A 25108-nucleotide genomic window follows, 5' to 3' on the forward strand; every position below is an offset into this window, starting at 1 on the left:
TCGTCCGCGTGTCCAACCCAGACGCCGCACTGATCACCTCCCTGCGCCGGCAGGTGGACGACGCGCTCCGCACCGTCCTGCGCGGCGCCCGCCGGGTCGCGCTGGTGAACTTCCCCAACCACGGCAACCCCGGCGACCCCGCCATCTGGCTGGGCACCAGGGCGGCGCTGCGGCGCATCGGCGTGCGGGTCGGCTACCAGTGCGCGTGGGACACGTTCTCGGCGCCCGCCCTGCGCGAGGCGGTGCCCGACGGTCCCGTGCTGATCAACGGCGGCGGCAACTTCGGCGACCTCTACCAGGGGCAACAGGGACTCCGCGAGCACCTCCTGGCGACCCTGCGCGACAGGCGCCTGGTGCAGCTGCCGCAGAGCATCCACTTCCGCGACCGCGGCAACCTCGACCGCGTCCGCCGCCTCGTCGCCGACCACGGCGACGTCACCGTCATGGTGCGCGAACACCGCAGCCGGACCGTGGCCGAGCAGGAGTTCGACGCCGACGTGCACCTCGCGCCGGACATGGCGTTCGGGCTCGGCGCGCTGCCACGGCTCGGCACTCCGCGGCACGACGTGCTGTGGCTGCACCGCGTGCCGGGCGACCCCGAGTACGTCGACCACGGCGGCACGCCGGACGGGGTCACGAGCAGCGTCGTGGAGTGGATCCACGAGCAGCCCGACGAGCCGGCGTGGCGGGTGGACCACCGGATCGCCAGGCGCGCCAACGAGTTCCTGCGTGCCCGCGCACAGTCGGACGCGCGCTGGGCGCGGCACGCGTGGCGCCCGCTGGGGGCGACGTTCGCGCCGCTCGGCCACGGCTGGGTGCGGCGCGGGCTGCACATCCTCGGCCGGGGCCGCGTGGTGGTGACCGACAAGCTGCACGGGCACGTGCTGGCGCTGCTCGCGGGCCGGCCGCACGTCGTGCTGGACAACGGGTACGGCAAGGTCAGCGGCGTCCACGAGTCGTGGACCCACCCCAGCGCGCTCGCCCGCTGGGCGGACACCGGCGACGAGGCGCGCGTGCTGGCGCTTCGCCTGCTGCGCGGATAGCCGGTAATTCTGGGAACGCCCACCTCCTTGCCCGTGCGCGCGGGCGGGTGGTGAGCTGGGGCTTCCCGATTCACCCTGCTCGCGGCCGCACGGCCGCAGAATCGAGAAGCCAGATGAAGCTGTTCAAGTTCGCCACCGCGGTGGTGGGCGCGGCACTCGCGCTCGTGATGGCGGCCCCGCAGGCCGTCGCCGCCGCCCCGCCGGAGCCGGGCGGTGGCGCCACCCCGATGATCATCGGTGGGGGCACCGCGTCCAACGCGCCGTGGGCGGCGCGCCTGTTCGTCAACGGGCAGCAGAACTGCACCGCGACGATCATCGCGCCGACCTACATCCTCACCGCCAGGCACTGCGTGTCCAGCTCCGGCACGTACACCTTCCGGATCGGCAGCCTCGACCAGACCAGCGGCGGCACCATGGCCACCGGGGTCGCGATCACCCGCCACTCGACGGCGGACCTCGCGATCGTGCGGCTCGACCGCAGCGTGTCGGCGACCTACTCGCCGCTGGGCACGACCACCGACGTGGCCGTGGGCCAGACGGTCCAGGTCTACGGCTGGGGCGCCACCTGCACCGGCCAGCCCGAGATCAACTGCCAGTCCCGCTACCTGAAGTACGCCAACGTCCGCGTCACGTCGGTGAGCTGCCGCGACTACACCGGTGGTGTCGCCGTGTGCGCCCAGCGCATCGACGGCATCACCGCGGGCGGCGACTCCGGTGGCCCGATGTTCGCCTCCGGCAGGCAGGTGGGCGTCGCGTCGACCAGCGACCGCTCGACCCGCACCGCCTACACGAACATCACCCGCTACCGGAGCTGGATCAGCTCGGTCGCGGGGGTGTGACCACCCGGTAACGCGCCTCGGGGCTGGGCAGCAGACCGCCCAGCCCCGCGGCGCGCAGCGCGTCCTGGACCGCGGACCGCCCCGCCAGCTGGTTGATCCACTCGTTGGAGTCGACGGCGTGCGGGAGCACCCGGTCGAGCGTCACGCGCACCGCGGGCAGCCGCCCGAACAGCGCGGTCAGCTCCGCCTCGACGCCCGCGCGCACGTTGGTGACGCAGTAGGCGACCAGCTCCTGGTCGTCGTGCCGGGCCGCCGGGGTCGCGTCCACGAACTCGTAGGCCCGCGCGGCCTCGAGGTGGAGCCTGGCGTCCGCGATGCCGCCGCAGCCGGTCTGGTTGCCCACCCGCACCCGCCCGCTCGAGATCGGCAGTGCCCGGTACAGGGCGGTCAGTGGTGTCACAGCCGCCGATGGTAGGTCAGACCACCGCCCATTCGGGGACGGGCTCGATGACCACGTCCTGCGGCCCGTCGAAGCGGTAGCCGACCCCGCGCACGGTGGTGATCCGCAGCCGGTCGGCGCCCAGCTTGTCCCGCAGCCGTCTGATGTGGACGTCGACGGTGCGGCTGTTCATCGGCTGGTCGATGCCCCACACATCGGCCATCAGCACGCGCCTGGGCAGCACCCGTTTGGGGCGCTGCGTGAGGTAGAGCAGCAGGTCGAACTCGAGCCTGGTCAGCGGCACCGGCACGTCGTCGCGCAGCACGGTCCGCGAGTGCGGCACGATCCGCAGCCGCTCGTCCGCGCTGTCCGATGTGGACGAACGAGGGTAGGGCAGCTCCGGCACGGCGTGCTGGGTGACCGCGACGCCGGGCAGTTCGGCGACCGAGTGCAGCAGGTCGGAGAGCGCGGCGAGCGTGTCGGGGTTCCTCGGCAGCTCGATGTTCAGGTGGACGACGATGGTCGGGGTCGGCAGGAACACGGGTGCACCTCACTGGGGTCGGCAACGGGCTGGCGGGGCGAACCGGCACAGCCCTGGGCCGCCACGATGGCGAAGTCCACGTGGCGCCGCCTCGTGAGCGCGACCTGGGGCACGCCGTCCATGGGACCTGGATCGCCCGCCCGTGTCAATGGCCCGTATGCGCGATTCCACGGCGTGGACGGGCTTGTGCACGTGAATCGGCACTGGCACGCGCCCGTCATCGTCCGATGTGGACCAACACCGCGTTGCGCCCGCGCCGGGATCTTCCTCCGTACGGGTGATGTTCGCGAATCCGCTTCGGAATCGAGCCCACCACGGCAAACGAGACTCGCGCCGGTGGTGGACCTCGACTATGCTCGACCGTCTGCCCTGTGCCGACAGTGGGAGGCCGCCGTGACCGATCTCGACTCGTTGTTGTGGGTGCAGCGGACCGTGGACAACCTCTCGGTGGTGGTTCAGGCGGGCGGTGAGCTCGACATGCTGACCGCGCCGCGCCTGTCCGCACAACTCGACCAGGCGGAGGCGGTCGTCGTCCCGCCCGCGCCGGTGGTGCTCGACCTGACCGGCCTCACCTTCCTCGGTTCGGCCGGGCTGGCGGTGCTGCTGAGGCACCACGAGCGCTGCGAGGAGCTCGGCACCTCGCTCCGGATCCGCGCGAGCGGCCGCGCCGTGACCCGCCCGCTCGCGATGACGGCACTCGATCGGGTGTTGAACGTCGAACCGGAGCTTGCCGGGTCCCCTCGCTAGCCGTTTTTGTCGGTGGTCCGTCCTAGCCTGCTCGCATGATTGCCACCGACCTGCACCACTACCTGCGGCAGAGCCGTGAAGCCCTGCTGCGATCGCTCGACGGCCTGTCGGAGTACGACGTCCGCCGGCCGATGACGCCGACCGCGACGAACCTGCTCGGCCTCGTCAAGCACCTGGCCGGCATCGAGTTCGGCTACCTCGGCGAGTGCGTCGGCCGCCCCGCGCCGGTGCCGATGCCGTGGAGCGACGAGACGATCTGGGACAGCGCGGACATGTGGGCGTTACCCGGGGAGAGCCGCGACTACATCGTCGGGTTCTACCGCCGGGCGTGGCAGCACACCGACGAGAGCCTGGAGCGGCTCGGTCTCGACGCGCCGGCCTCGGTCCCGTGGTGGCCGGAGGAACGCCGTGCGACGACGCTCGGTCACCTCCTCGTGCGCGTGGTCGCCGAGACCGCCCAGCACGCGGGGCACGCCGACATCGTCCGCGAGATGATCGACGGTCGCGCGGGCAAGGACCACGAGGACATGGGTGACGCCGCGTGGTGGGACAAGCACATCGCACGAGTGCAGGAGGCAGCCGACCACTTCAAATGAGCCACGCCCGACCGGTCAGCGGAACAGCTCGGCGAGCCGGGGCAGGTGCCTGCGGTTCGCCTCGTCGTCCTCGCCGTCCCAGCTGTGGCCCGTCGCCTTGTCGGGGCGGGTCCGGTTGTCGATGGCCTTGGCGAGGGCGTCGTCCAGCGGCTCCGCGTCGCCCCGCACCCGCTCGTACGCGTCCCCCACGAGGTAGCTGAGCGACTCGAAGCCGAGCCAGCCCTTGTCCTCGGCCATCCTGCGCACCACGGGCAGGTCGGCCAGCGAGTCCGGGTCGGCGACCGCACGGGTGAACACCTCGCGGCCCTGCAGCATGAGCCCGTCGCGGAAGTCCATGAACCCGTCGTCGCCGCAGCCGCCCTCGATCAGGTAGGCGGCACCCCACAGCGGGTACCGGTACGCGGAGTCGGTCAGCTGGACGTAACGCACGTACCAGTCGACCAGCTCGGCGGGGGTGAACGTGGCGAGTTCCTCGGTGACCGCGTCGGGCAGCGGGTCGTCCGGGAAGTCCCGGTCGCCCGCACGCTCACCGACCGCGGTGCGTGCGCGTTCGATCACACCCCACCAGGTGTCCAGATCCATGATCGGATCCTATGGTCCGAGGCACCACTACCCGACGAGAACCACCGACTCGACCTCGTCGAGCCCGCCGTCCTCGGGTCATCCGGTACCGGCCGCGCGCGACGGCGAAGCTCGTCGGGCAGACGATCGGGGACCGGATGCGTGTGGGGTTGGGGGTCTGGGTAGTGAGCGTGGTGGACGTGGTGCGCGTGGGGATGGGTGTGTGTTTCCGGCGTGCTTCTCGGGTTCGGGCCGGTGGCTGTGTTGCCGGGGTCGATCGGGTACCGGTCACGCGCGTCCGCGAAGCTCGTCGACAGGTGATCGGTGACCGGATGCCCGTGCTGTTCGGGTTCTGGGCCGCGCGTGCGGATGGTGAGTGCCGGTCGCGTGCTTCTCGGGTCGGGGCTTCTCTGTTCGGGGTGCTGGGTCATCCGGCACCCGCCGCGCGCAACGGCGAAGCTCGTCGGCAGGCGATCGGTGACCGGATGGGCGTGGTGTTGGGGGTCTGGGTGGTGAGTGTGGCCCGCGTGGGGATGGGTGTGTGTTGGTGGCGCGCTTCTCGGGTTCGGGTGGGTGGCTGTGATGCCGGGGTCGATCGGGTACCGGTCGCGCGCGGCGGCGAAGCTCGTCGGGCAGGCGGTCGGTGACCGGATGCGCGTGCTGTTCGGGTTCTGGGCCGCGCGTGCGGATGGTGACTGTCGGTCGCGTGCTTCTCGGGTCGGGGCTTCTCTGTTCGGGGGGGGTGGCTGTGTTGCTGGGTCAACCGGGTGGCAGCCGCCCACAGGGCGGGAGCCTCGTCGAGCACGCGGACCAGTGACCCGGCGCGCGACCTGCTCCGGGCCCCGCGGTGAGCCCGGAGCACTCAGGCGGCCGAGCGGTCCGACGAGCAAGCGTTGCTTCCCGGGTCGGGGCTGCCCGTTCGAGCGGTGGCCGTGCGCTGGATCGACCCGGCACCAGCCGCACACAGGGCGTGACCGGGCGAACCGGCCGGTGGAACCCCGTGCCGGGGCGGCTTGCCGCCCACCCCGGCACGGGAGCTCGCTACCTGGTGCCGCGGCGGTTGGTCGCCACCACCGCCGGGACCTGGCCACCCGTGATGACGAACTGCGACCCCGGCTCGACGACGATGTTGCCCGTCGCCGAGGCGGTGATCGTGACGTTCGTCAGGTTCGCGCTGCCCCGGGCGCCCGCCATGGCGAGGATGCCCGCGCCGTTGTTCGACTTGTCGATCTTCACGTTCGTGATCGCCACGTTCGGCACGGTGCCGCCACCCGTCTTGAACTGGATGCCGTCGTAGGTCGAGTCGTGGATCTCGGTGTCGCGCAGGGTCACCCCGGGGATGTCCTTGCCCTGTGCGAAGAACGTGATCGCCCCGAACTTCTGCTGCTCGCCCCAGAACACGCCGCCACACCGGTACAGCGCGTTGTTCGCGATCAGCGTCTGACCGGAGAACGGCAGCGGGTCGTGGTCGGTCGCGAGCATGATGCCCGGGTAGTTCATCGTGTCGGAGATGAGGTTGTTCTCGATCTTGTTGCCGTAACCGCCGTAGATGGCGATCCCGTTGGCGCGCCACGGCAGCTGGATCGTGTTGTTGGTGAACACGTTGTCGTGCGCGATGTCCACCGACGGGTCCTTGACGTACTGGTTCGCCCACACGGCCAGCGCGTCGTCCCCGGTGGTGCGGAACGACGAGTTGAACACCTTCGAGTTCCGCGACCCGTTGGTGAGGTTGATGCCGTCCGCGTAGGTGTTGCGGATCCGCATGCCGCTGAACTCCAGCCCGTCGGCCGGGCCCCACAGCTCCGGCTTGTTGCTGTAGTCGCGGCCGACCCACACGCCGACGTTCGCGTGCTCGATCCACACGTTCGAGATCCGCGTGCCCGTGCCGAACCGCCCGTTGAGGCCGACGCCGCCCTCGGCGCCGCCGTCACCGCCGCGGATCCGGCCGGAACCGAAGATCGCGATGTCGGAGATCTGGGTGTTCTTGTCGATGTCGAACCCGAAGTTGCCCTCGTGCGGGTGGTTGATGCCGCCCGCGTTCTGCGGCTGGGTCAGCGTGTACAGCTGCGAGTGCCACATGCCCGCACCGCGGATGGTCACGTTGGAGATGCCGACCTGGTTGTACTGGCCGCCGCCGTTGGGCACGGTCGGGTCGTCGGTCAGGATCTTCTGCTCCTGCCGCCACTGCCCGGCCGGGATCCACACGCAGCTGATGACGCCGTTCTGGTCGTCGGTCACCGCGCGCTGGATGGCCGCCGTGTCGTCGTTGCCGTCGTTCGGCACGGCGCCGTACTCGGTGATCGACGTGCAGTTCGCGGGCTTGGGCAGCGGGTCGGCGACCTGCTCGAGGTCGATCAGGTCGATGATGTAGAACGACGCGGTGTCCCCGCTGTCGCGCTGCAGCCGGAACTTGGTGCCCGGCGGGTAGGACTGCGACAGCAGCGCGTGCGACTCGTCGAACAGCCGCCGCGCGTCGCCCTGCGGCGTGTTCGTCAGGCCCTCGGGGTCGTCGGTGGTGCCGTACAGCCAGCTGTGCTTCGACGACAGCGTCAGCTTCTGCGCGAACGCGCCGTTGACGTAGAGGCTGATCGTCGCGTCGATGCCACCGCCGCCGGGGGCGTCGGGGATCGAGTTGCGCACGACGATCGAGTTGGCCTGGTTCGTCGACGTGAACTCCACGTACTGGCCCTGGCTGGTCAGCCGCACCGACTTGCGGCCCGACGACTCGGTGCCGAAGTTGGTGTGCCCGAACGTGCGCAGCGGGTCGGCCTCGACGAGCTGGCCCTGGTACTGCGCGGCTTCCGCCTCGTACTCGACGTACGGGGCGGCCGCGCCGCGGCCCACCACGATCGCGCGGGACAGCGTGTTGTTGGACTCGTTGGTCTCCGCGACCGTGTTCGTCGCGTCGGCCGTCGCGGTGAGGGTGGCGCCGCCGTTGGTGGCGGTCCACGTGCCGGTCATCGCGACGTTCGCCGTGGCGCCCGCCGCGATCGCACCCGTGCTAGTGGTGAGCGTGGTGCCGCCGACGGTCAGCCGCGTCACCGAGGCGCCCGCACTGCTCGTGCCACGGTTGTTGACGGCGACCGTGAACGACACGGCGGCGCCGACCGCCGGGTTCGGCGGGTTCGACGTGATGCCGGTGACCTGCAGGTCGGGCCCGGGCGCCTGCGCGATCACGAGCGGCGTCGGCGAGGTGTACGTGTTGTTGGTGTCGTTCTGCTCGAGGACGGTGTTGGCCGGGTCGACGGTCGCGGCGACGGTGTAGCTGCCCTGCGGCCGGGTGCCCGCGTTGACGGTGACCGTGGTGGAGGCGCCCGCGGCGAGCGCGCCGACGTTCGCGTTGCCGACGACGGTGCCGCCGAGGCTGACGTTCACGGTGGTGGCGCCGGACGCCGCGGAACCGGAGTTCCGCACGGTGGCCGAGACCGCGATCTGGCTGGTCTCCGTCGGGTTCGCCGGCGTCCAGGACGTGCCGGTGACGACGAGGTCGGGGTTGGGCGCGGGCGTGCCGATGACCTGGAACTCGGCGACCTGCCCGCCGGGCGCGCCGCTGTTGGCGAAGAACTGCAGCCGCACGTCCGCGGCCCGCCCGCTGACCGGGATGGTCACGCTGTTCTGGTTGGCGGCCGGGTCGAAGCGGTAGTCGGCGCGTGCCTTCAGTGAGGTGAACCCGGACGCGCCCTGGTCACGGCCGAGGACCTCGATGTTCTGCGTGCGCGCGCCCCAGATCGGGTCGGGGTTGAGCTTCACGACGACCTGCTCGAGGTCGGCGTTGGCGCCGAGCTTCACGGTGAGCGTGTTCGGGTAGCCGGCGGCGGACTCCCAGTACGTAGCGGTGCTGCCGTCGTTGGCGTTGCTGGCGACGAACGTGTGGACCGTCGAGGACGCCTCGATCGGCTTGCCCTGCGCCAGGTTGGCGCCTGCGATGGGCCCGGCCCGCACGACGTGGTTGCTGTCGGCGGAGAGGTTGCCCGCCGCGTCCCGAGCCCGCACGAAGTACTCGATCCGCGTCCCCGCGGGCCGCGTCTCGGTGAACGAGGTGCCGGTGACGGTCGTGACGGCGGCGCCGTCGCGGTAGACGGTGTACCCGGTGACGCCGACGTTGTCGGTGGCGGCGGACCAGTCGAGCCGGATCTGCCCGGCGCCGGGCTCGGTCAGCGCGAGGTTGCCGGGCGCGGACGGCGGCTGCGTGTCGCCGGCGTCGGGCCCGTACAGCTCGAACTCGCTGAGCTGGGCGGCGGGCCACTGGGTGTTGGCGGTGATGTCGAGGCGGACGTACCGGGCGGAGCCGCTCACGGGGATCGTGACGGTGTTGGCGCTGGGGGAGAAGAGATACCCCTTGGCGGCGGCGAGGTCGGTGAAGGAAGTCCCGTTGTCACTCCCGCGCACGGCGAGCGTCTGCGTCCGGGACTCCCAGGTGGCGGGCAGTTTCAGCACGATCCGCGACAGTGTTTTCGAGGCCCCGAGATCGGCCTGGATCCACTGGGGAAACGCGTTGTTGGCCGATTCCCAGTAGCTGGCCTGGTTCCCGTCGACCGCGTTGGCGACGGGGTAGCCGGGCAGCGCGCTGCTGGCCGAGACGGAACGGGTCAGGGGCACGTCCGCGAGCGCGACCGGCCTGGGCTGGGGGACGGGTGAGGTGGGCGGCCCACCGGTGGCGGCGGAGATCCCGACGATCGAGAGCCCCACCACGAGGGCACCGGCCACGAGCCGATGCAGGCGCATACGTGTCATGGCGTCTTCTCTTCTTTGAGACAGCAGGGTGGCCAGAGCTGTAAGCAGCATGCAACAGCGAGTAGACAACACGCAAGAACCTGACTCAAAGAAGAAAATTCGCGACTACGCCTCCGTCGAGTTGTCCACAGCAGGGTCAGTTGTCCACAGCTCGCGGCAAACCCCGAAAAATGTCGGTGGGTACCGGTAGACTGGCATGGCGGGTGGCCCCCGGGATCGGGTGGGGGTTGCCATCGCGCGCGCGAGCGGTGTGAGCCGACCCCAGGACGCCGACCCCAGCATGAGGAATCCCGACTCTGGCATGAGGAATCCCGAGCCTGGAACGAGGATCCCGACTCCGGCATGAGGATCTCGACTCCGGCATGAGGATCTCGACCCCGGAACGAGGATCCCGACGGAATGAGGATCCCGACGGAATGAGGATGCCGATCCCGGCATGCCGGGCGCTGCGCGCCCGGCCCCGCGAAGCGGGGCGAAGCCCCCATCACCCCCGTGAGGGTGCTTGCCATCCCGTCGACCTGGCGAAGCCCGATCACGCCGTGTCAAGGGGGCCCGAAGCACGACGCGCCCACATGCCCAAGCCGCCGGGCCCCCTTGACGCGGTGTGATAGCCCTCCGGGAGGTCGACGGGATGGCAGGCAGACAACGGACACCAGTCCTTGCCAACCCAGCCCGAGACCAAACCCCCGCCATCCCGGAGACCAGCCCGTCCGGCGAGGACCCCCCGGAGGGAAAACCCAGGCAAACCCGACAAGCCCAGCACATGGATCGGGCGGGACACCGAAGCGGCACGCGCGACTACCCGACCGGCCCCTGGTCGCTGTCGGACGTCGACCTCGCCGACAGCTCGTCGACGATCTCGATGGCCTCCACGTACCGTCCCACGGCGGACAACGCCTGCTCGAGGTTGCGCAGCGACAACACGAGATCCCGCTCGTACCGCCCCCGGTCCTCCTTGACGAGCCGCCGCCGGATCTCGACCGCCTGCTCGATGAACGGGACGCCCTCCTCGGAGCGCCCCAGCTTGTGCAGCACGGCCCCGTAGTTGTGCAGCGCCATCGCCCGGTCGCCGTCGCGGGACGACGGCAGCTTCGGTGCCAGCGCGGCGGCGTCGCGGAACGCGGGCAGCGCCGCGTCCAGGTCACCGCGCTGGTGGCGCCAGAACCCGAGCGACGTGAGCGCGGCGAACAGCACGGGCTCGAAGCGTTCCGGGTCGGTCGGCACGAGGGTGCGGAAGATGTCGACGGCCCCGGTCACCGACGACAGCGCCTCCTCGACGCGGTTGAGGTCGGCGAGCAGGTGCGCCTTGGTCAGCAGCGCGGCCGCCATGTTCGGCGCGTACCGCAGCGGCTTGTCCTGGATGTGCCGGTTGCCGATCTGGATCGACTCGTCGAGCGCGGCCAGCGCCTCCTCGCGGCGGCCCGCCTCGGTCAGCCTGCGCGCGTAGTCGAGCAGCACCGAACCGACGTCGAAGTCGTGGCGGGACCAGCGGGCCGCGAGCCACCGCGTCAGGCGCAGCGTGAACTCGGCGTTGTCCAGGTCCCGTGTGAGCCAGTCCTGGCGCTTCCTGCGCCAGCGTCGACCGCGTCCCATGCTCACCCGCCCCAGTCCGGCTGCCTAGCGGGGCAGCAGACCGCGCACGTACGCGGCCTGCCCGGCGTGCTGCAGGTCGTCGGAGACGACGCTCACCAGCCGGACCCCCAAGGTCACCGGCGGGTCCCAGCGCTCGTCCACGATGCGCTGGAGATCATCGTCGGTGACACCGGCAACGTACTCGACGGTCCGCGCGCAGGTCGCGTCGTGGTAGCCGAGGAGCAGTTCCGCGGGCACCCGCACCTTGCCGACGGCCGCGGCGTCGTGGCCGTAGCCGGTGTCGCGCGGGCCGAAGGGCAGCCCGAACCGCTCGGCCCACCCGGGCCAGGTCTGCTCGGTGCCCGCGACGTCCGCGACGTGATCGTCCTGGATGCGGGTCAGGTGCCACACCAGCCAGGCGATCGAGTTGGCCTCCGGCCCCGGCCGGTGGGTGAGCTGGTCTTCCGTGAGCCCCTCGACGGCGCTGTGGACGACCTCCTTGATCCGTCCGAACGCGTCGGTGAGCAACTCCGCACTCGTCACGTGAACGACGTTACGCCGTCCGTGACCGGCCCACATGGCCGGTCGTCGCACTCCGGTTACCGCTTGGCGTTACGCCGGGACGTAAGGCCCTGCCGAAGTGCCCTGTGTTCGTTGGCCGCACCGATCCGACCTCCTGTCGAGGGCAGCGGCGGTGCGCCCGTCCCGGATGGAGACTGAAGGCGTGTGGCGGGTGTGACCGTGGGGAGCGGACGATGACGTCGTTGGACGGGCGAGCAGTGGTGGTGACCGGGGCCGGGCAGGGACTGGGGCGGGCGTTCGCGCGGCACGCGGCCGCGGCGGGCGCGGCGGTCGTGGTCAACGACGTCGACGAGGGCCTCGCACGCGAGACCGCCGCGCTGATCACCGCCGACGGCGGCGCCGCGGTCGTGAGCGGCCACTCGGTGGCCGACGCGGACCAGGCGCAGGCGCTCGTCGACCTGTGCGTCACCGAGTACGGCAGGCTCGACGGGCTCGTCAACAACGCCGGGCTGAACTACGCGGTGCTGCCCTGGGACGAGGACACCCGCCTGGTGAAGGAACTGGTCGAGGTCAACCTCCTCGGCGTCATCTACACCGGACTCGCGGCGATGCGGGTCATGGGGCGCGCCGGGTCGATCGTCAACATCTCCTCCGGCGCGTTACTCGGGCAGCGGGCCCGCGGCACCTACGCCGCCACCAAGGGCGCGGTCGCGTCGCTGACCTACTCGTGGGCGCTGGACCTGGAGGTCGCGGGCATCCGCGTCAACGCGGTGTGCCCGCTGGCCCGCACCCGCATGGTGCTCGGCTGCGAGCGGTCGCTGCGCAACTGCCCGCCCGACCGCACCCCGGAACGGGTCGCGCCGCTGGTGACGTTCCTGCTCGGCGACCGCTCGCTGGGCGTGACCGGGCAGGTGATCCGGTGCAACGGGCCGCAGCTGCACATCGTGGGCCAGCCGTACTTCAAGGCACCCGTGCTGGAACGCGACAACTGGGACGACGAGAGCATCGAGCGGGCGTTCGACGAGGTGTTCGCCGCGCACCTGGAGCCGTACGGGCTCGAGAAGCGGCTGCCGCCGACGCTGCGGGAGTGGCTGGAACCCGCGCACGTGCCCGCGGACTTCGACGATCGGGCCGCCGTCGGCGAGAACTGACCGGCGGTGACCGGGGCTGGACGTCGCCGGCCGGCCGCGCCTCGTACGAGCCCGCCTCGACGAGCCGGTCCGCTACCTCCTCGTGAGCCAGGTGACCTGCGTGCCGTTGGCGAACGTCTCCCGGTGGGTGGGCGTGAACAGGGTGGGGTCGAACCCGCCCGCGACCACGGGGATGCCGTCGCCCGCGAGCACCGGGTAGCTCTTGAGGATGATCTCGTCGATCTCCCCGAGCAGCGCGCCGGCGAGCCTGCCGCCGCCGCACAGGTAGATGTCCATGCCGGTGTCCTCTTCCTTGAGCCGCCGCACCAGGCCGACCGGGTCGCCGGGCACCACCTCGACGGACGGGTCGTCGACCGTCAGGGTGCTCGACACGACGTACTGGCGCAGGTGCGCGTACGGGCTGGTCGTCGGCACGGCCAGCGCGGGTTCGTAGGTGCCGCGCCCCATCACCAGCGTGTCGAAGGTCTTGTTGGGCGCGTCCTCGAGGCCGACGAGCTTGCGGACGTGGGTCGGGAGCGTCTCCGGGTAGCGGGCGTTGATCCACGCGGACATCTGGTCCGACACCGGGTAGAAGTCGAACTCGCCGCCGGGACCCGCGATGTAGCCGTCGAGGGAGACGCCGATGTAGTACACGAGCTTGCGCAACCGAACTCCAGACGTAGTACTATGGATGAAGTGGTTTGAAAGTAGTACTACAAGTGGAGTGGTGTCAAGTGCGGAGCAACCCGGAGCGGCGGCGAGCGTTGATCGACGCCGCCATCGAGGTACTGGCCAGGGAGGGGGCGCGCGGACTGACGTTCCGGGCGGTCGACGCGGAGGCCGGGGTGCCGACGGGTACCGCGTCGAACTACTTCGCCAGCCGCGACGACCTGTTCACCCAAGTCGGCGGGCGCATCTACGAGCGGCTGCTGCCCGACGAGGCCACCATGGCCCGCAGCAGGGAGGGGGTGCAGGACCAGGCCCGTTACGCCGAGCTCATGCACGAGCTGGTGGACCGGGTGTCGGCGTTCAACTCCGGCTACCTCGCGCTGCTGGAACTGCGGCTGGAGGCCACCCGGCGGCCGGAGCTGCGCGCGGTGCTCACCAGGCGGATCCGCGAGGACATCGACGCCAACATCAGCCACCACGCGACCTCGGGCCTGCCGGGGGACTCGACCTCGGTGGTGCTGCTGTACCTCGCGCTGAACTGGCTCATCGTGGAGCGGCTGACGCTGCCGGACATCTTCACCCCGCAGGAGACCCACGACCTGATCGACGAGGCGGTCCGGCGAGTGCTCGCGGGCTGACGGAATTCCGAAAGTTCCGGAATTCTTTTTGTTGACCCGAAATTGCGGCGTGCTTTAACGTTTTCGCGTAAACCGGTGCGTTTTTCGAAAATTTCGGAATCCGGGAGGGCGCATGCGCGGGCGCGTCGTGGTCGGTCTCGTCGCGGTGCTGGTGGCCGCGCTCGTCGTTGCGGTGCAAGGGGTTGGCGGTCAGGCGGCGGGCTCGCCGGTCGCCGCGGGGAACTGGGTCAACACGTGGACGGCCATGCCGCAGTTGACCGAACCCGGGAACATGCCGCCGCCACCGTTCACGCAGGACGGACTCGTCATGGCGGACACGACGTTGCGGCAGACCGTGCGCGTGACCGTCGGCGGACCGAACCTGCGCCTGCGGTTCTCCAACGCTTTCGGCGGCGCCGCGCTGCCGATCACCGCCGCGACGGTGGCCCTGCCCGCGGGCGGCCGTGCCGGGGTGGCGGCCGTCGAACCGGGCACGACGCGGGCGGTGCGCTTCCACGGCCGTGCCTCGACGACGATTCCCGTCGGCGCACAGGTGGTGTCGGACCCGCTGGCCTTCCCGCTCGCACCGCGCACCAACCTGACCGTCACCGTCCACCTGCGGAACGGGCAGGCGTCGAACGACATCACGTCGCACCCGGGCTCCCGGACCACGTCGCACCTCCTGGCAGGCGACCACGTCGCGGACGACGACCTGCCGGGCGCGACCCCGGCGGACCACTGGTACTTCCTGTCCGGCGTCGAGGTGCTCGCCGCGCGCGGCACGGCGGGCGTGGTCATGCTCGGCGACTCGCTGACCGACGGCCGGGGCTCCACCACCAACGGCAACGACCGGTGGCCGGACCGGTTCGCCGACCGCGTCCGCCACGTCGCCGTGCTGAACCAGGCCGCGGGCGGCAACCGCGTGCTCAACGACGGCCTCGGCCCCAACGCGCTCGCCCGGCTCGACCGGGACGTCCTCGCGCAGAGCGGCGTCGAGTGGCTCATCGTGTTCGAGGGCGTCAACGACATCGGCACCGCGGCGGCCACGCAGGAGGCGCAGCAACAGGTGGCGGCCGACCTGATCGCGGCGTACGAACAGATCGTGGTCCGCGCGCACGCCCAGGGCATCGACGTGTACGGCGCGACGATCACCCCGTTCGGTGGCAACACCTCCTACGACGATCCGGCGGGGTACCGCGAGGCCGCGCGGCAGACCGTCAACCACTGGATCCGCACGAGCCGCGTGTTCGACGCCGTGATCGACTTCGACCGCGTCGCCCGCGACCCGGCGGCGCCGAGGCGGCTGCTTGCCGCCTACGACACCGGCGACCACCTGCACCTCGACCCGGCCGGGTACCGCGCCCTCGCGGACGCGGTCCCGGCCAGGTTGTTCACGCGGCGGTGAACACGTAACTCCCGCTCGGTACGTAGAAACCACCCTCGGTCGGGACCGCCTCCGGTGGGTACGACCGGACCGTGCCGGGGACGCGGACCGTCGCCCACGTGCCCGCGGGCACCGTCACCCGCAGCGTCAGCGTGCCGCCCGACGTGGACCACGCGCTCGTCGCCGTCCCGTGCGGGGTCTCGTACTCCGCGCTCGCCGACGTGAGGCCGCCGCCGGGGCGCGGGGCGATCAGCAGCGACCCGTACCCGGGACTGGCCGGGGCGAGCCCCGCCACCTGCCGGTACAGGAAGTCGCCGACCGAGCCCATGCCGTAGTGGTTGAACGAGTTCATGCCGGGGTCGTTGAACGAGCCGTCCGGGCGGATGCCGTCCCACCGCTCCCAGATCGTCGTCGCGCCGCGGCTGTTCATGTAGCCCCAGCCGGGGAAGTCCGGCTGCAGCAGGATCTCGTACGCGGTGTCGGCGTGCCCGTGCTCGGCCAGCACCGGCAGCAGGTTCTCCACCCCGAGGAAGCCCACCGACAGGTGCCCGCCGGCCGACGCGACCTTCGCCGCCAGCCGGTCCGCGGCCGGCTGCCGCAGCGACGGCGGCAGCAACCCGAACGCCAGCGCCACCACGTACCCGGTCTGCGAGTTCGACCCGATCGTGCCGTCGGCGCGGGCGAACCGGCTGGTGAACGCGGCCGCCACGTCGTCGGCCAGCCTGCCGTAGGACGCGGCCTCGGACGTGCGTCCCGTCGCCGCCGCCATGCGGGACACCAGGCGCGCCGACCAGGAGAAGAACGCCGTCGACAGCACGTCCTGCGGGGTGTTGTCGTTGACGTTGAGCCAGTCCCCGAACGTCCACTGGTCCCGGATCAGGTCCGCGCCGGACGTGGCACGCAGGTAGTCCACCCACTTCGCCATGGCCGCGAAGTGCTCGTCGATCACGTCCGTGTCGCCGTAGCGCTGCCACAGCGTGTACGGCACGATCACGCCCGCGTCGCCCCAGCCCGCGTGGCCGGCGCCGTCGATCACCGCGGGCGCCACGTCGGTGAAGGCGCCGTCCGCGCGCTGCGCGTCGACGAGGTCGTCGGCGAACTTCGCGAGGAAGGTGTGCGCGGCCAGGTTGAACGTGGACGTGCCCGCGAAGATCGCGATGTCGCCGGTCCACCCGAGCCGCTCGTCGCGCTGCGGGCAGTCGGTCGGGATCGACAGCATGTTGGACCGCGTGCCCCAGACGATGTTGTGCTGCAACTGGTTCACGAGCGGGTTCGACGTGGTCAGCGTGCCCGGCTGCCCGCCGGACGCCCACGCCGCGCGGCCGGTGACCGTGTCGGCGGTCGGCGTCTCCGCGAGGCCGGTGACCTCCACGTACCGGTAGCCGTGCACGGTGAACCGCGGCTCCCACGTCTCCACGCCGCCGGTGCCCCTGAGGGTGTACCGGTCGGTGACCTGCGCGGCACGCAGGTTCGCCGTGTAGATCGTGCCGTCGGGGTTGAGCACCTCCGCGTGCCGCATGGTGACGGTCGTGCCCGCCGGGCCGCGCACCACGAGCCGGTTCCAGCCGGTGAAGTTCTGGCCGAGGTCGAACACCCACGCGCCCGGCTTCGGCTGGGTGATCCGCACCGGCCGGAACTCCTGCTGCACGGTCACCCCGTTGTCCACCTGGGACACCATGTTCGGCGGCGGATCCGTGCGGACGGCAGGCGCCGCCCACGTGCTGTCGTCGAAGCCCGCACCGTCCCACCCGGACACCGCGAGCCGCGCGTCGTAGGTCTCGCCGTGGTAGAGGTCGTCGGCGCGGATCGGGCTCGTGGCGACCTTCCACGTCTCGTCGGTGCCGACGACCGACGTCGTGCCGTCGGTGTGGGTGAGCACGAGCCGCGCCGAGTACCACGGCCGCGTGCCGTAGTACTGGCTGCCCGCGAACCCGAGGCTGCCGGAGTACCAGCCGTTGCCGAGCCACGCGCCGAGCGCGTTCGCGCCCTGCCTGATCGCGCCGGTCACGTCGTACACCTTGTACTGCAAGCGTTTGCGGTAGTCGGTCCAGCCCGGCGCGAGCACGTCGGCGCCGACCTTCTGACCGTTGAGCCGGGTCTCGTGCAGGCCGAGCGCGGTCGTCATCAGGCGAGCCCGCGCGACCGGCTTCGTGACGGTGAACGCCTTGCGCAGCAACGTTGCCGGCTGCGTGACCCGCACGTTCGCGCCCCACGGACCGGTGCCGTACGCCGCGAGCGCACGCGCGGCGGGCCACGCGCTGTCGTCGAACCCCGGCCGCTCCCAGCCGGACGGACCGGTCTGGCTCGCCCTCCACGCGCCGTCGGTGACGACCTTCTGTCCACCCTGGACGGACAGCACGCCGACCACCCCGGCGGGGGACTGCGTGGTGTTCTCCGCGCGCACCGCGAGCACGTTGGCGCCCGCCGACAGCGGCACCTCGGCCACCGCCGCGGTCTTCCACGAGTCCGTCACCCGCGGCGACGTGCTGACCTGCGTGCCGTTCACCCACACGTCCGCGGTGTCGTCACCGGTGATCACGAGGGTGGCCCTCGCCGCCGCGGGGACGTCGACCGTGCGCCGGAAGTAGCGGGTCGCGGGTGGCACCCCCGCGACCGGATCGCCCTCCGGGTACCAGATCCAGCTCGCGCCGGACAGGCCGGGCGCGACCGGTTCCTGCCCGATGAACGCGGCGGTCCACGCGGCGGGCGCGGTCTCGAACGCGTACACCGGGCTCCAGTCGCCCGCCCGGCCCTGGCCGTCCCACACCCGGACGCGCCAGGTGTAGCGGGTGAGCGGGGCGAGCGCGGGGCCGCCGTAGGTGACGTCGGCGCGGGTGCCGGAGACGACGCGGCCGCTGTCCCAGACCGTGCCGCCCGGGCCGGACACCGTGAGCTGGTAGGCGGCCTGGCGTTGCTGCGGCGCGGACGCCGTGAGCTGCCAGCCGAAACGGGGTTTCGCGGCGTCGACGCCGAGCGGGTCGGTGCGGTGCTCGACCGTGCCGTGCGTGGCCACCAGCGGTGAGACGTCGTTCTGCGGGGCGGCGACGTCCTGGTGCCACGGGGCGATCCCGTAGGCGCCGAGGTCCTGCGCGGCCACCCAGGTGCCCTGGTTCCAGTCCGCGGGCGCGGTCCGGCTCGTCTGCCAGCCGGCGCCGGTGACGACGTCGGTCGTGCCGCCCGCGGTGGTGATCCGGGCGCGGCCGATCAGCCCGGCGGGGGAGGTGGACGTGTTGCGCACCGCGATCGCGACCGTGTTGGCGCCGGGCCGCAGCGCGGGCCGCAGGTCGACGGCGATCGACTGGCGCCAGGAGTGGTCGCGGCGCGGGGAACCGGCGAGCGGTGTGCCGTTGAGCCACACGTCGACGGTGTCGTCGCCGGTGACCACGAGGGTGCCGTCGGCGACAGCGCCCTCGGCGACGGTGAAGGTGGTGCGGAAGAAGCGGTGCCCTTCGGGGGCGGACACGCGCGGGTCCCCCTCGGGGAACCAGATCCAGTGCGCGCCTGCGAGGTCGGGCGGCGCGGCGGCCGCGGGCGGCACGCCGACCACGGCGAGGACGAGGGTCGTGACGAGGACGGTGACGAGTGAGCGGCGGCTGTTCCGGGGCATGGCAGGGCTCCCAGCGAGCGAACCGACGTGGCAGGGGATTTAAACGTTTCACAACCCGGGTGGATCCCACTGTAACCACGCCGTCACAGCCAGGCAACGGCCGGACGGGCTAACCGTTTTTCAGGGCACCTCAGCCGAGGTCGTTGGTGGCGAACGTGTCGCAGCGGTTCGGGTCGCCGGTCTCGTAGCCGATCGTGTACCACTTCTGCCGCTGCGCCGAGGAACCGTGCGTGAACTGGGTCGTGTCGACGGACCCGCCGCCCAGCTCCTTCTGGATGTAGTCGTCGCCGATGCGGGACGCGGCGTCGAGCGCGGCGGCGATGTCGTCCCGCGTCACCTCGGTGATCAGCGGCTCGCCGCCCTCGGTCGGTGTGGTGGTCGCGTGGTTGGCCCACGCGCCCGCGTAGCAGTCGGCCTGCAGCTCGAGCCGCACCGAACCCGACGTGGGCCCGGTGTCGCTGCCGACGCGGCGGGACGTGCCGAGCAGGTTCTGCACGTGGTGGCCGTACTCGTGCGCGAGCACGTACCCCTCGACGAACGGCCCGCCCTGCGCGCCGAACTTGTCGTGCAGCTCCTGGAAGAACGTGAGGTCGATGTACACCTCGGCGTCGGCGGGGCAATAGAACGGCCCGGTCGCCGACGTCGCGTTGCCGCAACCGCCGGTCTGCACGCCGCCGGAGAAGAAGTTCGTCTCCGCCTCCTGGTACCCGTCGAGGCGGCCGGTCCAGAAGCTCTGGATCGAGTTGATGAACGCGACCGCGCGGCAGTCGGCGTCCCGGTTGGCGTCGGCGCCCGTCTTGCACCGCTCGGCCAGCGACGACGAGCCCACCTGCTCGCCCTGGCCGATGTCGCCGAACCCCGGCGGCAGTGCCGTGCCGCCACCCCCGCCGAACTGGGAGATCACGAAGTAGATGACGAGTCCGAGGATGCCGAGCCCGCCGCCACCCGCGGCGATGCGCCCGCCCATCCCACGCTGGTCGGTGACCTGTGACGTGTCGAGGTCCGCGCCTTCGTTGAATCTCACCAACAAATGCTCGCACGCGAGCCAGACCTCGGCACGACGCGGGCCATGAGTTGTCCACAGGTGGATCGGTTGTCCACAGGCAAGATCGACATCCGTCCCCCTGTCGGTGGACACCGGTAGACTGGACAGCGGGGTGCCCCCGGGAGTGGTGGGGGCTGCCCGTACGTGCTGGGGCCGCGGTTTTCTTGCGGTTTCCGCAGGTCAGCGCCGGCTGTGGCGGTTTGCGTGTCCCGGGTTTTGTGGTTGGCCTTGTGGTGGGTTTCCCTCCGGGGGGTCCTCGCCGGACGGGCTGGTCTCCGGGATGGCAGGGGGTCTTGCACGGGGCTGGGTTGGCAAGGACTGCTGTTGAGTGGTCTGCCTGCCATCCCGTCGACCTCCCGGAGGGCTATCACACCGCGTCAAGGGGGCCCGGCGGCTTTGGGCACGTGGTGCTTTGGGTTTCGGGCCCCCTTGACCCGGTGTGATCGGGCTTCGCCAGGTCGACGGGATGGCAGGCAGGCAGTCCTCGTTTGGTGAGCTGCGCTCGGTTTCGGTTGTCGTGTCTGTTGCTGCTCCTCGGAGGTTGACATGAAACCATTTGGTTTCCTATTCTCGTGGGGTGGAACTGGTGTTCAAGGCGTTGGCGGATCCGACGCGCAGGGAGTTGCTCGATGAGCTGTTCCGGCGTGATGGGCAGTCGCTCAACGCGTTGGCCAGCCGGTTCGCGATGACGCGGGTCGCGGTGGCCAAGCACCTTCGCCTGCTCGAGGAGGCGGGGCTCGTCGTGGCCGATCGGCGGGGCCGGGAGAAGTTGCACTTCCTGAACCCCGTGCCGATCCGCCTCGTCCACGACCGCTGGGTCAGCAAGTACACCGAGACGTGGGCCGCCGGCCTCGTCGATCTGAAACGACATCTGGAGGCAGGCGTGGAGAAGGTGTTCGAGATCTTCATCCGCACGACGCCGCAGCGGCTGTGGGAGGCGATCACCGATCCCGCGACGCGGGCGCGGTTCCAGTTCGGCGCGCGCGTCGAGTCCGACTGGACCGCCGGCTCGCCCTACCGGGTCAGCCACGACGGGGCCGGTGGGTTGATCGAGGGCGAGAACCTCGAGGTGGACCCGCCCCGGCGGCTCGTGCAGACCTACCACGCCATCTGGGACGACGACATCGCCGCCCAGGGCACCAGCCGGGTGACCTGGGAGATCGAGCAGGTCGGCGACAGCTGCCGGCTCCTCGTGCGGCACGACCAGCTGCCCGCCGACGCGGACGACCACCTCTACGGCGGCTGGCCGATGATCCTCTCCGGCCTCAAGACCTGGCTGGAAACCGGCACGGAACTCACCACGCCGGGCTCACTCATGTACGGAGGCGAACCATCATGACCGGTACGAAACTCGACAAGACGTTCACGGCGACACTGCTCAAGAGCCCCAGCAAGGGCGGCTGGACCTACGTCGTGATGCCCGGCTCCGCCGAGTTCTTCGGCACCCGCGGCCTGGTGAAGGTGCGCGGCCGCGTCGAGGGCGAGCCGTTCCAGGGCTCGTTCATGGCGCTCGGTGACGGCACGCACAAGCTCGCGTTCGCCGCCGACGTCCGTGCTCGCATCGGCAAGCAGGCCGGCGACACCGTCACGGTCACCCTCGACGAGCGGATCGCCCGATGAGCGCGAACGTCATCACCGGCATCAGGACCGTCAGCGTGCCGGTCACCGACCAGGAGCAGGCGCTGCGGTTCTACGTCGGCACGCTCGGCTTCACCGTGCTGCGCGACGGGCCGATCCCGACCGGGCGGTGGATCGAACTCGCGCCCGGCACCGACGACGGCGTCGTCGTCACGCTGGACCAGGCGCCCGCCGACGTCACCCGCGGGCCGATCATGATCCGGTTCACCACCGACGACGCGGCCGCGGCACACGCCGCACTCACCGCAGCCGGTGTCGACACCGACGAGGTCCTCACCTGGCCCGGCGTGCCGCCGATGTTCGCCTTCCGCGACCCCGACGGCAACGCCTTCTCCATCACCGAGTCCTAGACCCGCATGGGCGCGCCGTTCTCGAAGACGTCGGTCAGCGCCAGCCCCGACACGTTCTCCACGATCGACGGCTGCGTGGTGCGCTGGAAGTCGACGTTCGTCAGCGCGACGGCGCCCACCGGGTCGTCCGGGTAGCCGCGCAGGTTGAGCGCGCGGCCCGCCTGCGCGACGGTCATGTTCTCGACGCTGATGCCGGTGACGTCGGGGTTGAAGCCGTGGCCAGGGCCCTCCTCGTAGTAGAAGTCGATGGTGATCACGGCCTGCCCGACCGTGCCGACCGTGAGGTCGCGTGCGTGGACGTCGTGGATGAAGCCGCCGCGCACCGAGTTCGTCTTGAAGCGCAGCGCGGTGTCCAGGTTCGGGCTGCTCAGCCGCAGGTTCCGCGCGTACACGTCCCGGACGCCGCCGGACATCTCGCTGCCGATGGTCACCCCGCCGTGGCCCGCGGCGAAGTCGCAGTCCTCGACGAGGATCCGTTCGCTCGGCACGCCGACCCGGCGGCCGTCGGCGTTGCGGCCCGACTTGATCGCGACGCAGTCGTCGCCGGTGTCGAAGGTGCAGCCGCGGATCACCACGTCCTTGCTGGACTCGGGGTTGCAGCCGTCGTTGTTCGGGCCGTGGGTCACCACGGTCACGTCCCGCACCAGCACGTTGCGGCTCAGCACCGGGTGGACCTCCCACATGGGGGAGTTGACGATGGTGACGCCCTCGACGAGCACGTCCCGGCACCGGTACGGCTGGACGAAGCTCGGCCGCAGGTAGTCGCCGTCGCCGAAGACCCGTCGTGCGACGGGGACACCCTCCTCCGCCATCGCCTGCAGGCGGCTGCGTGCCGGGCCCTGGTGCGGGTCGCCCGGCCGCCAGCCGTAGTCGGCGTTGCCCTTCCACGGCCACCAGTGCGCGTTGTCGGCCTGCCCGTCGAGCGTGCCGGTGCCGGTGACCGCGATGCCGCGCTGCTCGAAGGCGTAGATGAGGGGTGAGTAGTTGTACAGCTCCGTGCCCTCCCAGCGGGTGAACACGGCGGGCAGGTAGCGGGCCGGGTCCTGGCTGAACGCGATCGTCGCCCCGGCGGTCACGTGCAGGTCGACGCCGCTGCGCAGGTGGATCGGCCCGGTCAGGTACCGGCCCGCGGGCACGACGACGTGTCCGCCGCCCGCGTGCGCGCAGGCACGCACCGCCCGCGCGAATGCGATCGTGCAATCGGTGACGCCGTCACCCTTCGCGCCGAATCGCGTGACGGGGAAGTAGCGGCGGGGAAATCGCGGCGGCCGGACGCACCGCGCGATGTCGTCCGCCCGCGCCCACGGGTCGGCCGGATCCGCTGAAGCAAGCGTTTGCCTGAGCGCCGCTGCGCCCAGGACGGTGCCGGCCGCGGCGGTTCTGAGGAACGACCGGCGAGACCAACGAGCTGACATCGCGCACCTCCGGAATTCTCGGCGAAATTCGCGCGGAAATCGGTAGTACCGCATTCCCGGAGTGCTGCGCAATGGCACCGGATAATCCCGGAAATCTGGCCGGAACTCCCGTCGAACGAGTCGAACCCGGTGTCGAACGAGCCCGGTCGTCCGGCGCTGTGCGTCGAGAAAGGGCTTGCCTCGGCATGTTCGGTCCTGTGCGGAGCTGTTCGACGATGTGGTTGAACCAATTTGCGGTCCACTATTGACGGCCGGGAGAGATTCGATGTTCACTGGGCCGGAACCGGTTCCGCGAAAGCGTCACCCTTCTCCCTGCCTTGGAAGGAACGCCCATGCCCAACTCTGACCTGCCCCGGCGAAGTCGCCGGTGGGGTGCCGCCGGGCTGGCCCTGGCGACCGTCGCCACCGGGCTGGCGGTGGTCGCCGCGTCACCGGCGGCGGCTGCCGTGCTGCCCAACGGATTCCGGAGCGTCGGCTACATGCCGTCGTGGTCCGGGAGTGTGAACAGCATCCAGTACAACAAGCTGACGCACATCAACTACGCCTTCGCGCTGCCGAACTCGAACGGCACGCTGCAGGCCATCCCCGACCCGGGCAAGCTGTCGTCGCTGGTGAGCCTGGGGCACAGCAACAACGTCAAGGTGTCGCTGGCGATCGGCGGCTGGAACGACGGCAACGACTCCGCGTTCGAGGCGCTCGCCGGCAACGCCACCGCGCGCACCACGTTCGTCAACAGCGTCGTCAACGTGGTGAACCAGTACAACCTCGACGGGGTTGACATAGACTGGGAATACCCAGATGCGGGTAGTTCAGGAAACAACTTCACCGCGCTGATGCAGCAGCTGTCGTCGGCCATGCACAGCCGGGGCAAGCTGCTCACCGCGGCCGTCGTCTCCGGCGGCGGCACCGCAGAGGGCGTGCAGACCCCGGTGTTCGGCTACGTCGACTGGCTCAACATCATGGCCTACGACGGCGGCAGCCCGCACGCGAACTACGACTGGTCCATCCAGTCGGCGAACTACTGGAAGGGCCGCGGCCTGCCGGCGAGCAAGACCGTGCTGGGCGTGCCGTTCTACAGCCGGCCGGGCTACTACACGTACAGCCAGCTCGTGGCGATGGACCCGGCGAACGCGAACCGCGACTGTGCCACGGTGAGCGGTGCGCAGCAGTGCTACAACGGCATCCCGACGATCAAGCGCAAGACCCAGTGGGCGATGGCGAACGCGGGCGGCATCATGAACTGGGAGCTGTCGCAGGACACGAGCGGCAGCACGTCACTGGTCAGTGCGATCTACGAGGTCGCCACCGGTGGCGGCAACCCGCCGGCCGGCCGCACCGGCCCGATCACCGGCATCGGCGGCAAGTGCGTCGACGTCGCGGGCGCCAACTCCGCCAACGGGACGGCGATCCAGCTGTGGACGTGCAACGGCACGAACGCCCAGAACTGGACCGTCGGCTCCGACGGCACGTTGCGAGCGCTGGGCAAGTGCATGGACGTCGCGGCGGCGGGCACCGCCAACGGGACGGTCGTGCAGTTGTACGACTGCAACGGGACGGGTGCGCAGCAGTGGCAGGCACAGTCGAACGGGACGCTGCGGAACCCCGCGTCCGGCCGCTGCCTGGACGCGACGGGCCCGAGTTCCGCCGACGGTACGCGGCTGCAGATCTGGGACTGCTTCGGCGGCACCAACCAGGTGTGGCGACTCCCGTCCTGACGGT

21 protein-coding genes are annotated in these 25108 nt (G+C 70.9%); 11 read left to right on the forward strand and 10 right to left on the reverse strand.

The annotated features are described in order from the left end of the window. Positions 1 to 8 precede the first annotated feature (8 nt). Complete coding sequence (locus ACYQ77_RS40235; RefSeq protein WP_459721931.1) at positions 9 to 1043, forward strand: polysaccharide pyruvyl transferase family protein; 1035 nt, start codon at positions 9 to 11, stop codon at positions 1041 to 1043. Positions 1044 to 1156: 113 nt separating this feature from the next. Next, entirely contained in the window at positions 1157 to 1882 is a 726-nt protein-coding gene (locus ACYQ77_RS40240) for a S1 family peptidase (protein WP_459721934.1), read from the forward strand. Here ACYQ77_RS40240 and ACYQ77_RS40245 read toward each other — a convergent pair. Both ACYQ77_RS40245 and ACYQ77_RS40250 read right to left on the reverse strand, forming a co-directional pair. Next, positions 1860 to 2282: a hypothetical protein gene (locus tag ACYQ77_RS40245; protein WP_459721936.1), complete on the reverse strand. Its 423-nt coding sequence runs from the start codon at positions 2280 to 2282 to the stop codon at positions 1860 to 1862. The two genes, ACYQ77_RS40240 and ACYQ77_RS40245, sit on opposite strands and share 23 nt — an antisense overlap. A 16-nt stretch (positions 2283 to 2298) precedes the next feature. Beyond that, positions 2299 to 2802 carry a winged helix-turn-helix domain-containing protein gene (locus tag ACYQ77_RS40250; RefSeq protein ID WP_459721939.1) on the reverse strand — a complete coding sequence of 168 codons (504 nt, stop codon included), beginning with the start codon at positions 2800 to 2802 and terminating at the stop codon, positions 2299 to 2301. A 336-nt stretch (positions 2803 to 3138) separates the two neighbouring features. Here ACYQ77_RS40250 and ACYQ77_RS40255 point away from each other — a divergent pair, with 336 nt between their 5' ends. Together ACYQ77_RS40255 and ACYQ77_RS40260 are read left to right on the forward strand one after the other, a co-directional pair. Then, the gene (locus ACYQ77_RS40255) at positions 3139 to 3549 is read left to right on the forward strand and encodes an STAS domain-containing protein (RefSeq protein WP_459721942.1); all 411 of its coding nucleotides are present in this window, start codon (positions 3139 to 3141) and stop codon (positions 3547 to 3549) included. Between the two features lie 35 nt (positions 3550 to 3584). Beyond that, entirely contained in the window at positions 3585 to 4145 is a 561-nt protein-coding gene (locus tag ACYQ77_RS40260; RefSeq protein ID WP_459721945.1) for a DinB family protein, read from the forward strand. A 15-nt stretch (positions 4146 to 4160) separates the two neighbouring features. Here the strand turns inward: ACYQ77_RS40260 and ACYQ77_RS40265 are convergent, their stop codons facing one another. From ACYQ77_RS40265 to ACYQ77_RS40280, 4 genes are all read right to left on the reverse strand, one after another. Next, a complete protein-coding gene (locus ACYQ77_RS40265; protein ID WP_459721946.1) occupies positions 4161 to 4727 on the reverse strand; it encodes a DUF4240 domain-containing protein in 567 nt (188 codons plus the stop codon). Positions 4728 to 5747: 1020 nt separating this feature from the next. Next, on the reverse strand, positions 5748 to 9431 hold the full coding sequence (locus tag ACYQ77_RS40270; protein ID WP_459722077.1) for a CARDB domain-containing protein: 3684 nt from the start codon (positions 9429 to 9431) through the stop codon (positions 5748 to 5750). 807 nt (positions 9432 to 10238) lie between these two features. Next, positions 10239 to 11033: a tetratricopeptide repeat protein gene (locus ACYQ77_RS40275; protein WP_459721947.1), complete on the reverse strand. Its 795-nt coding sequence runs from the start codon at positions 11031 to 11033 to the stop codon at positions 10239 to 10241. A 24-nt stretch (positions 11034 to 11057) separates the two neighbouring features. Next, complete coding sequence (locus ACYQ77_RS40280) at positions 11058 to 11555, reverse strand: mycothiol transferase (RefSeq protein ID WP_459721950.1); 498 nt, start codon at positions 11553 to 11555, stop codon at positions 11058 to 11060. Positions 11556 to 11767: 212 nt separating this feature from the next. On the opposite strand from ACYQ77_RS40280, the gene ACYQ77_RS40285 reads away from it, so the two are divergent. Next, positions 11768 to 12685 carry an SDR family NAD(P)-dependent oxidoreductase gene (locus ACYQ77_RS40285; RefSeq protein WP_459721952.1) on the forward strand — a complete coding sequence of 306 codons (918 nt, stop codon included), beginning with the start codon at positions 11768 to 11770 and terminating at the stop codon, positions 12683 to 12685. A 72-nt stretch (positions 12686 to 12757) separates the two neighbouring features. On the opposite strand, the gene ACYQ77_RS40290 is transcribed toward ACYQ77_RS40285, so the two are convergent. Beyond that, positions 12758 to 13330, reverse strand: a complete 573-nt coding sequence (locus ACYQ77_RS40290) for a dihydrofolate reductase family protein (protein ID WP_459721954.1) — start codon at positions 13328 to 13330, stop codon at positions 12758 to 12760. 68 nt (positions 13331 to 13398) lie between these two features. On the opposite strand from ACYQ77_RS40290, the gene ACYQ77_RS40295 reads away from it, so the two are divergent. Then, on the forward strand, positions 13399 to 13971 hold the full coding sequence (locus ACYQ77_RS40295; RefSeq protein ID WP_459721957.1) for a TetR/AcrR family transcriptional regulator: 573 nt from the start codon (positions 13399 to 13401) through the stop codon (positions 13969 to 13971). A 112-nt stretch (positions 13972 to 14083) separates the two neighbouring features. After that, entirely contained in the window at positions 14084 to 15355 is a 1272-nt protein-coding gene (locus tag ACYQ77_RS40300; protein ID WP_459721959.1) for an SGNH/GDSL hydrolase family protein, read from the forward strand. On the opposite strand, the gene ACYQ77_RS40305 is transcribed toward ACYQ77_RS40300, so the two are convergent. Together ACYQ77_RS40305 and ypfJ are read right to left on the reverse strand one after the other, a co-directional pair. After that, on the reverse strand, positions 15342 to 18941 hold the full coding sequence (locus tag ACYQ77_RS40305) for a family 78 glycoside hydrolase catalytic domain (protein WP_459721962.1): 3600 nt from the start codon (positions 18939 to 18941) through the stop codon (positions 15342 to 15344). The genes ACYQ77_RS40300 and ACYQ77_RS40305 overlap by 14 nt on opposite strands. A 130-nt stretch (positions 18942 to 19071) precedes the next feature. Then, positions 19072 to 19965 (reverse strand): KPN_02809 family neutral zinc metallopeptidase, encoded by an 894-nt coding sequence (gene ypfJ, locus ACYQ77_RS40310; protein ID WP_459721964.1) that lies wholly within the window; start codon positions 19963 to 19965, stop codon positions 19072 to 19074. Between the two features lie 598 nt (positions 19966 to 20563). On the opposite strand from ypfJ, the gene ACYQ77_RS40315 reads away from it, so the two are divergent. The 3 genes from ACYQ77_RS40315 to ACYQ77_RS40325 are packed head-to-tail and all read left to right on the forward strand — an operon-like array spanning position 20564 to position 21974. Beyond that, positions 20564 to 21325: an ArsR/SmtB family transcription factor gene (locus ACYQ77_RS40315; RefSeq protein WP_459721966.1), complete on the forward strand. Its 762-nt coding sequence runs from the start codon at positions 20564 to 20566 to the stop codon at positions 21323 to 21325. Continuing rightward, a complete protein-coding gene (locus ACYQ77_RS40320; protein ID WP_459721969.1) occupies positions 21322 to 21606 on the forward strand; it encodes a DUF1905 domain-containing protein in 285 nt (94 codons plus the stop codon). The genes ACYQ77_RS40315 and ACYQ77_RS40320 overlap by 4 nt, the downstream gene beginning before the upstream one ends. Continuing rightward, a complete protein-coding gene (locus tag ACYQ77_RS40325) occupies positions 21603 to 21974 on the forward strand; it encodes a VOC family protein (RefSeq protein WP_459721971.1) in 372 nt (123 codons plus the stop codon). The genes ACYQ77_RS40320 and ACYQ77_RS40325 overlap by 4 nt, the downstream gene beginning before the upstream one ends. On the opposite strand, the gene ACYQ77_RS40330 is transcribed toward ACYQ77_RS40325, so the two are convergent. Continuing rightward, on the reverse strand, positions 21971 to 23389 hold the full coding sequence (locus ACYQ77_RS40330) for a glycoside hydrolase family 28 protein (protein WP_459721974.1): 1419 nt from the start codon (positions 23387 to 23389) through the stop codon (positions 21971 to 21973). The genes ACYQ77_RS40325 and ACYQ77_RS40330 overlap by 4 nt on opposite strands. Before the next feature lie 332 nt (positions 23390 to 23721). On the opposite strand from ACYQ77_RS40330, the gene ACYQ77_RS40335 reads away from it, so the two are divergent. Further along, on the forward strand, positions 23722 to 25104 hold the full coding sequence (locus tag ACYQ77_RS40335; protein WP_459721977.1) for a glycosyl hydrolase family 18 protein: 1383 nt from the start codon (positions 23722 to 23724) through the stop codon (positions 25102 to 25104). Positions 25105 to 25108 lie beyond the last annotated feature (4 nt).

It is taken from the genome of Actinophytocola sp. KF-1, assembly GCF_054661535.1.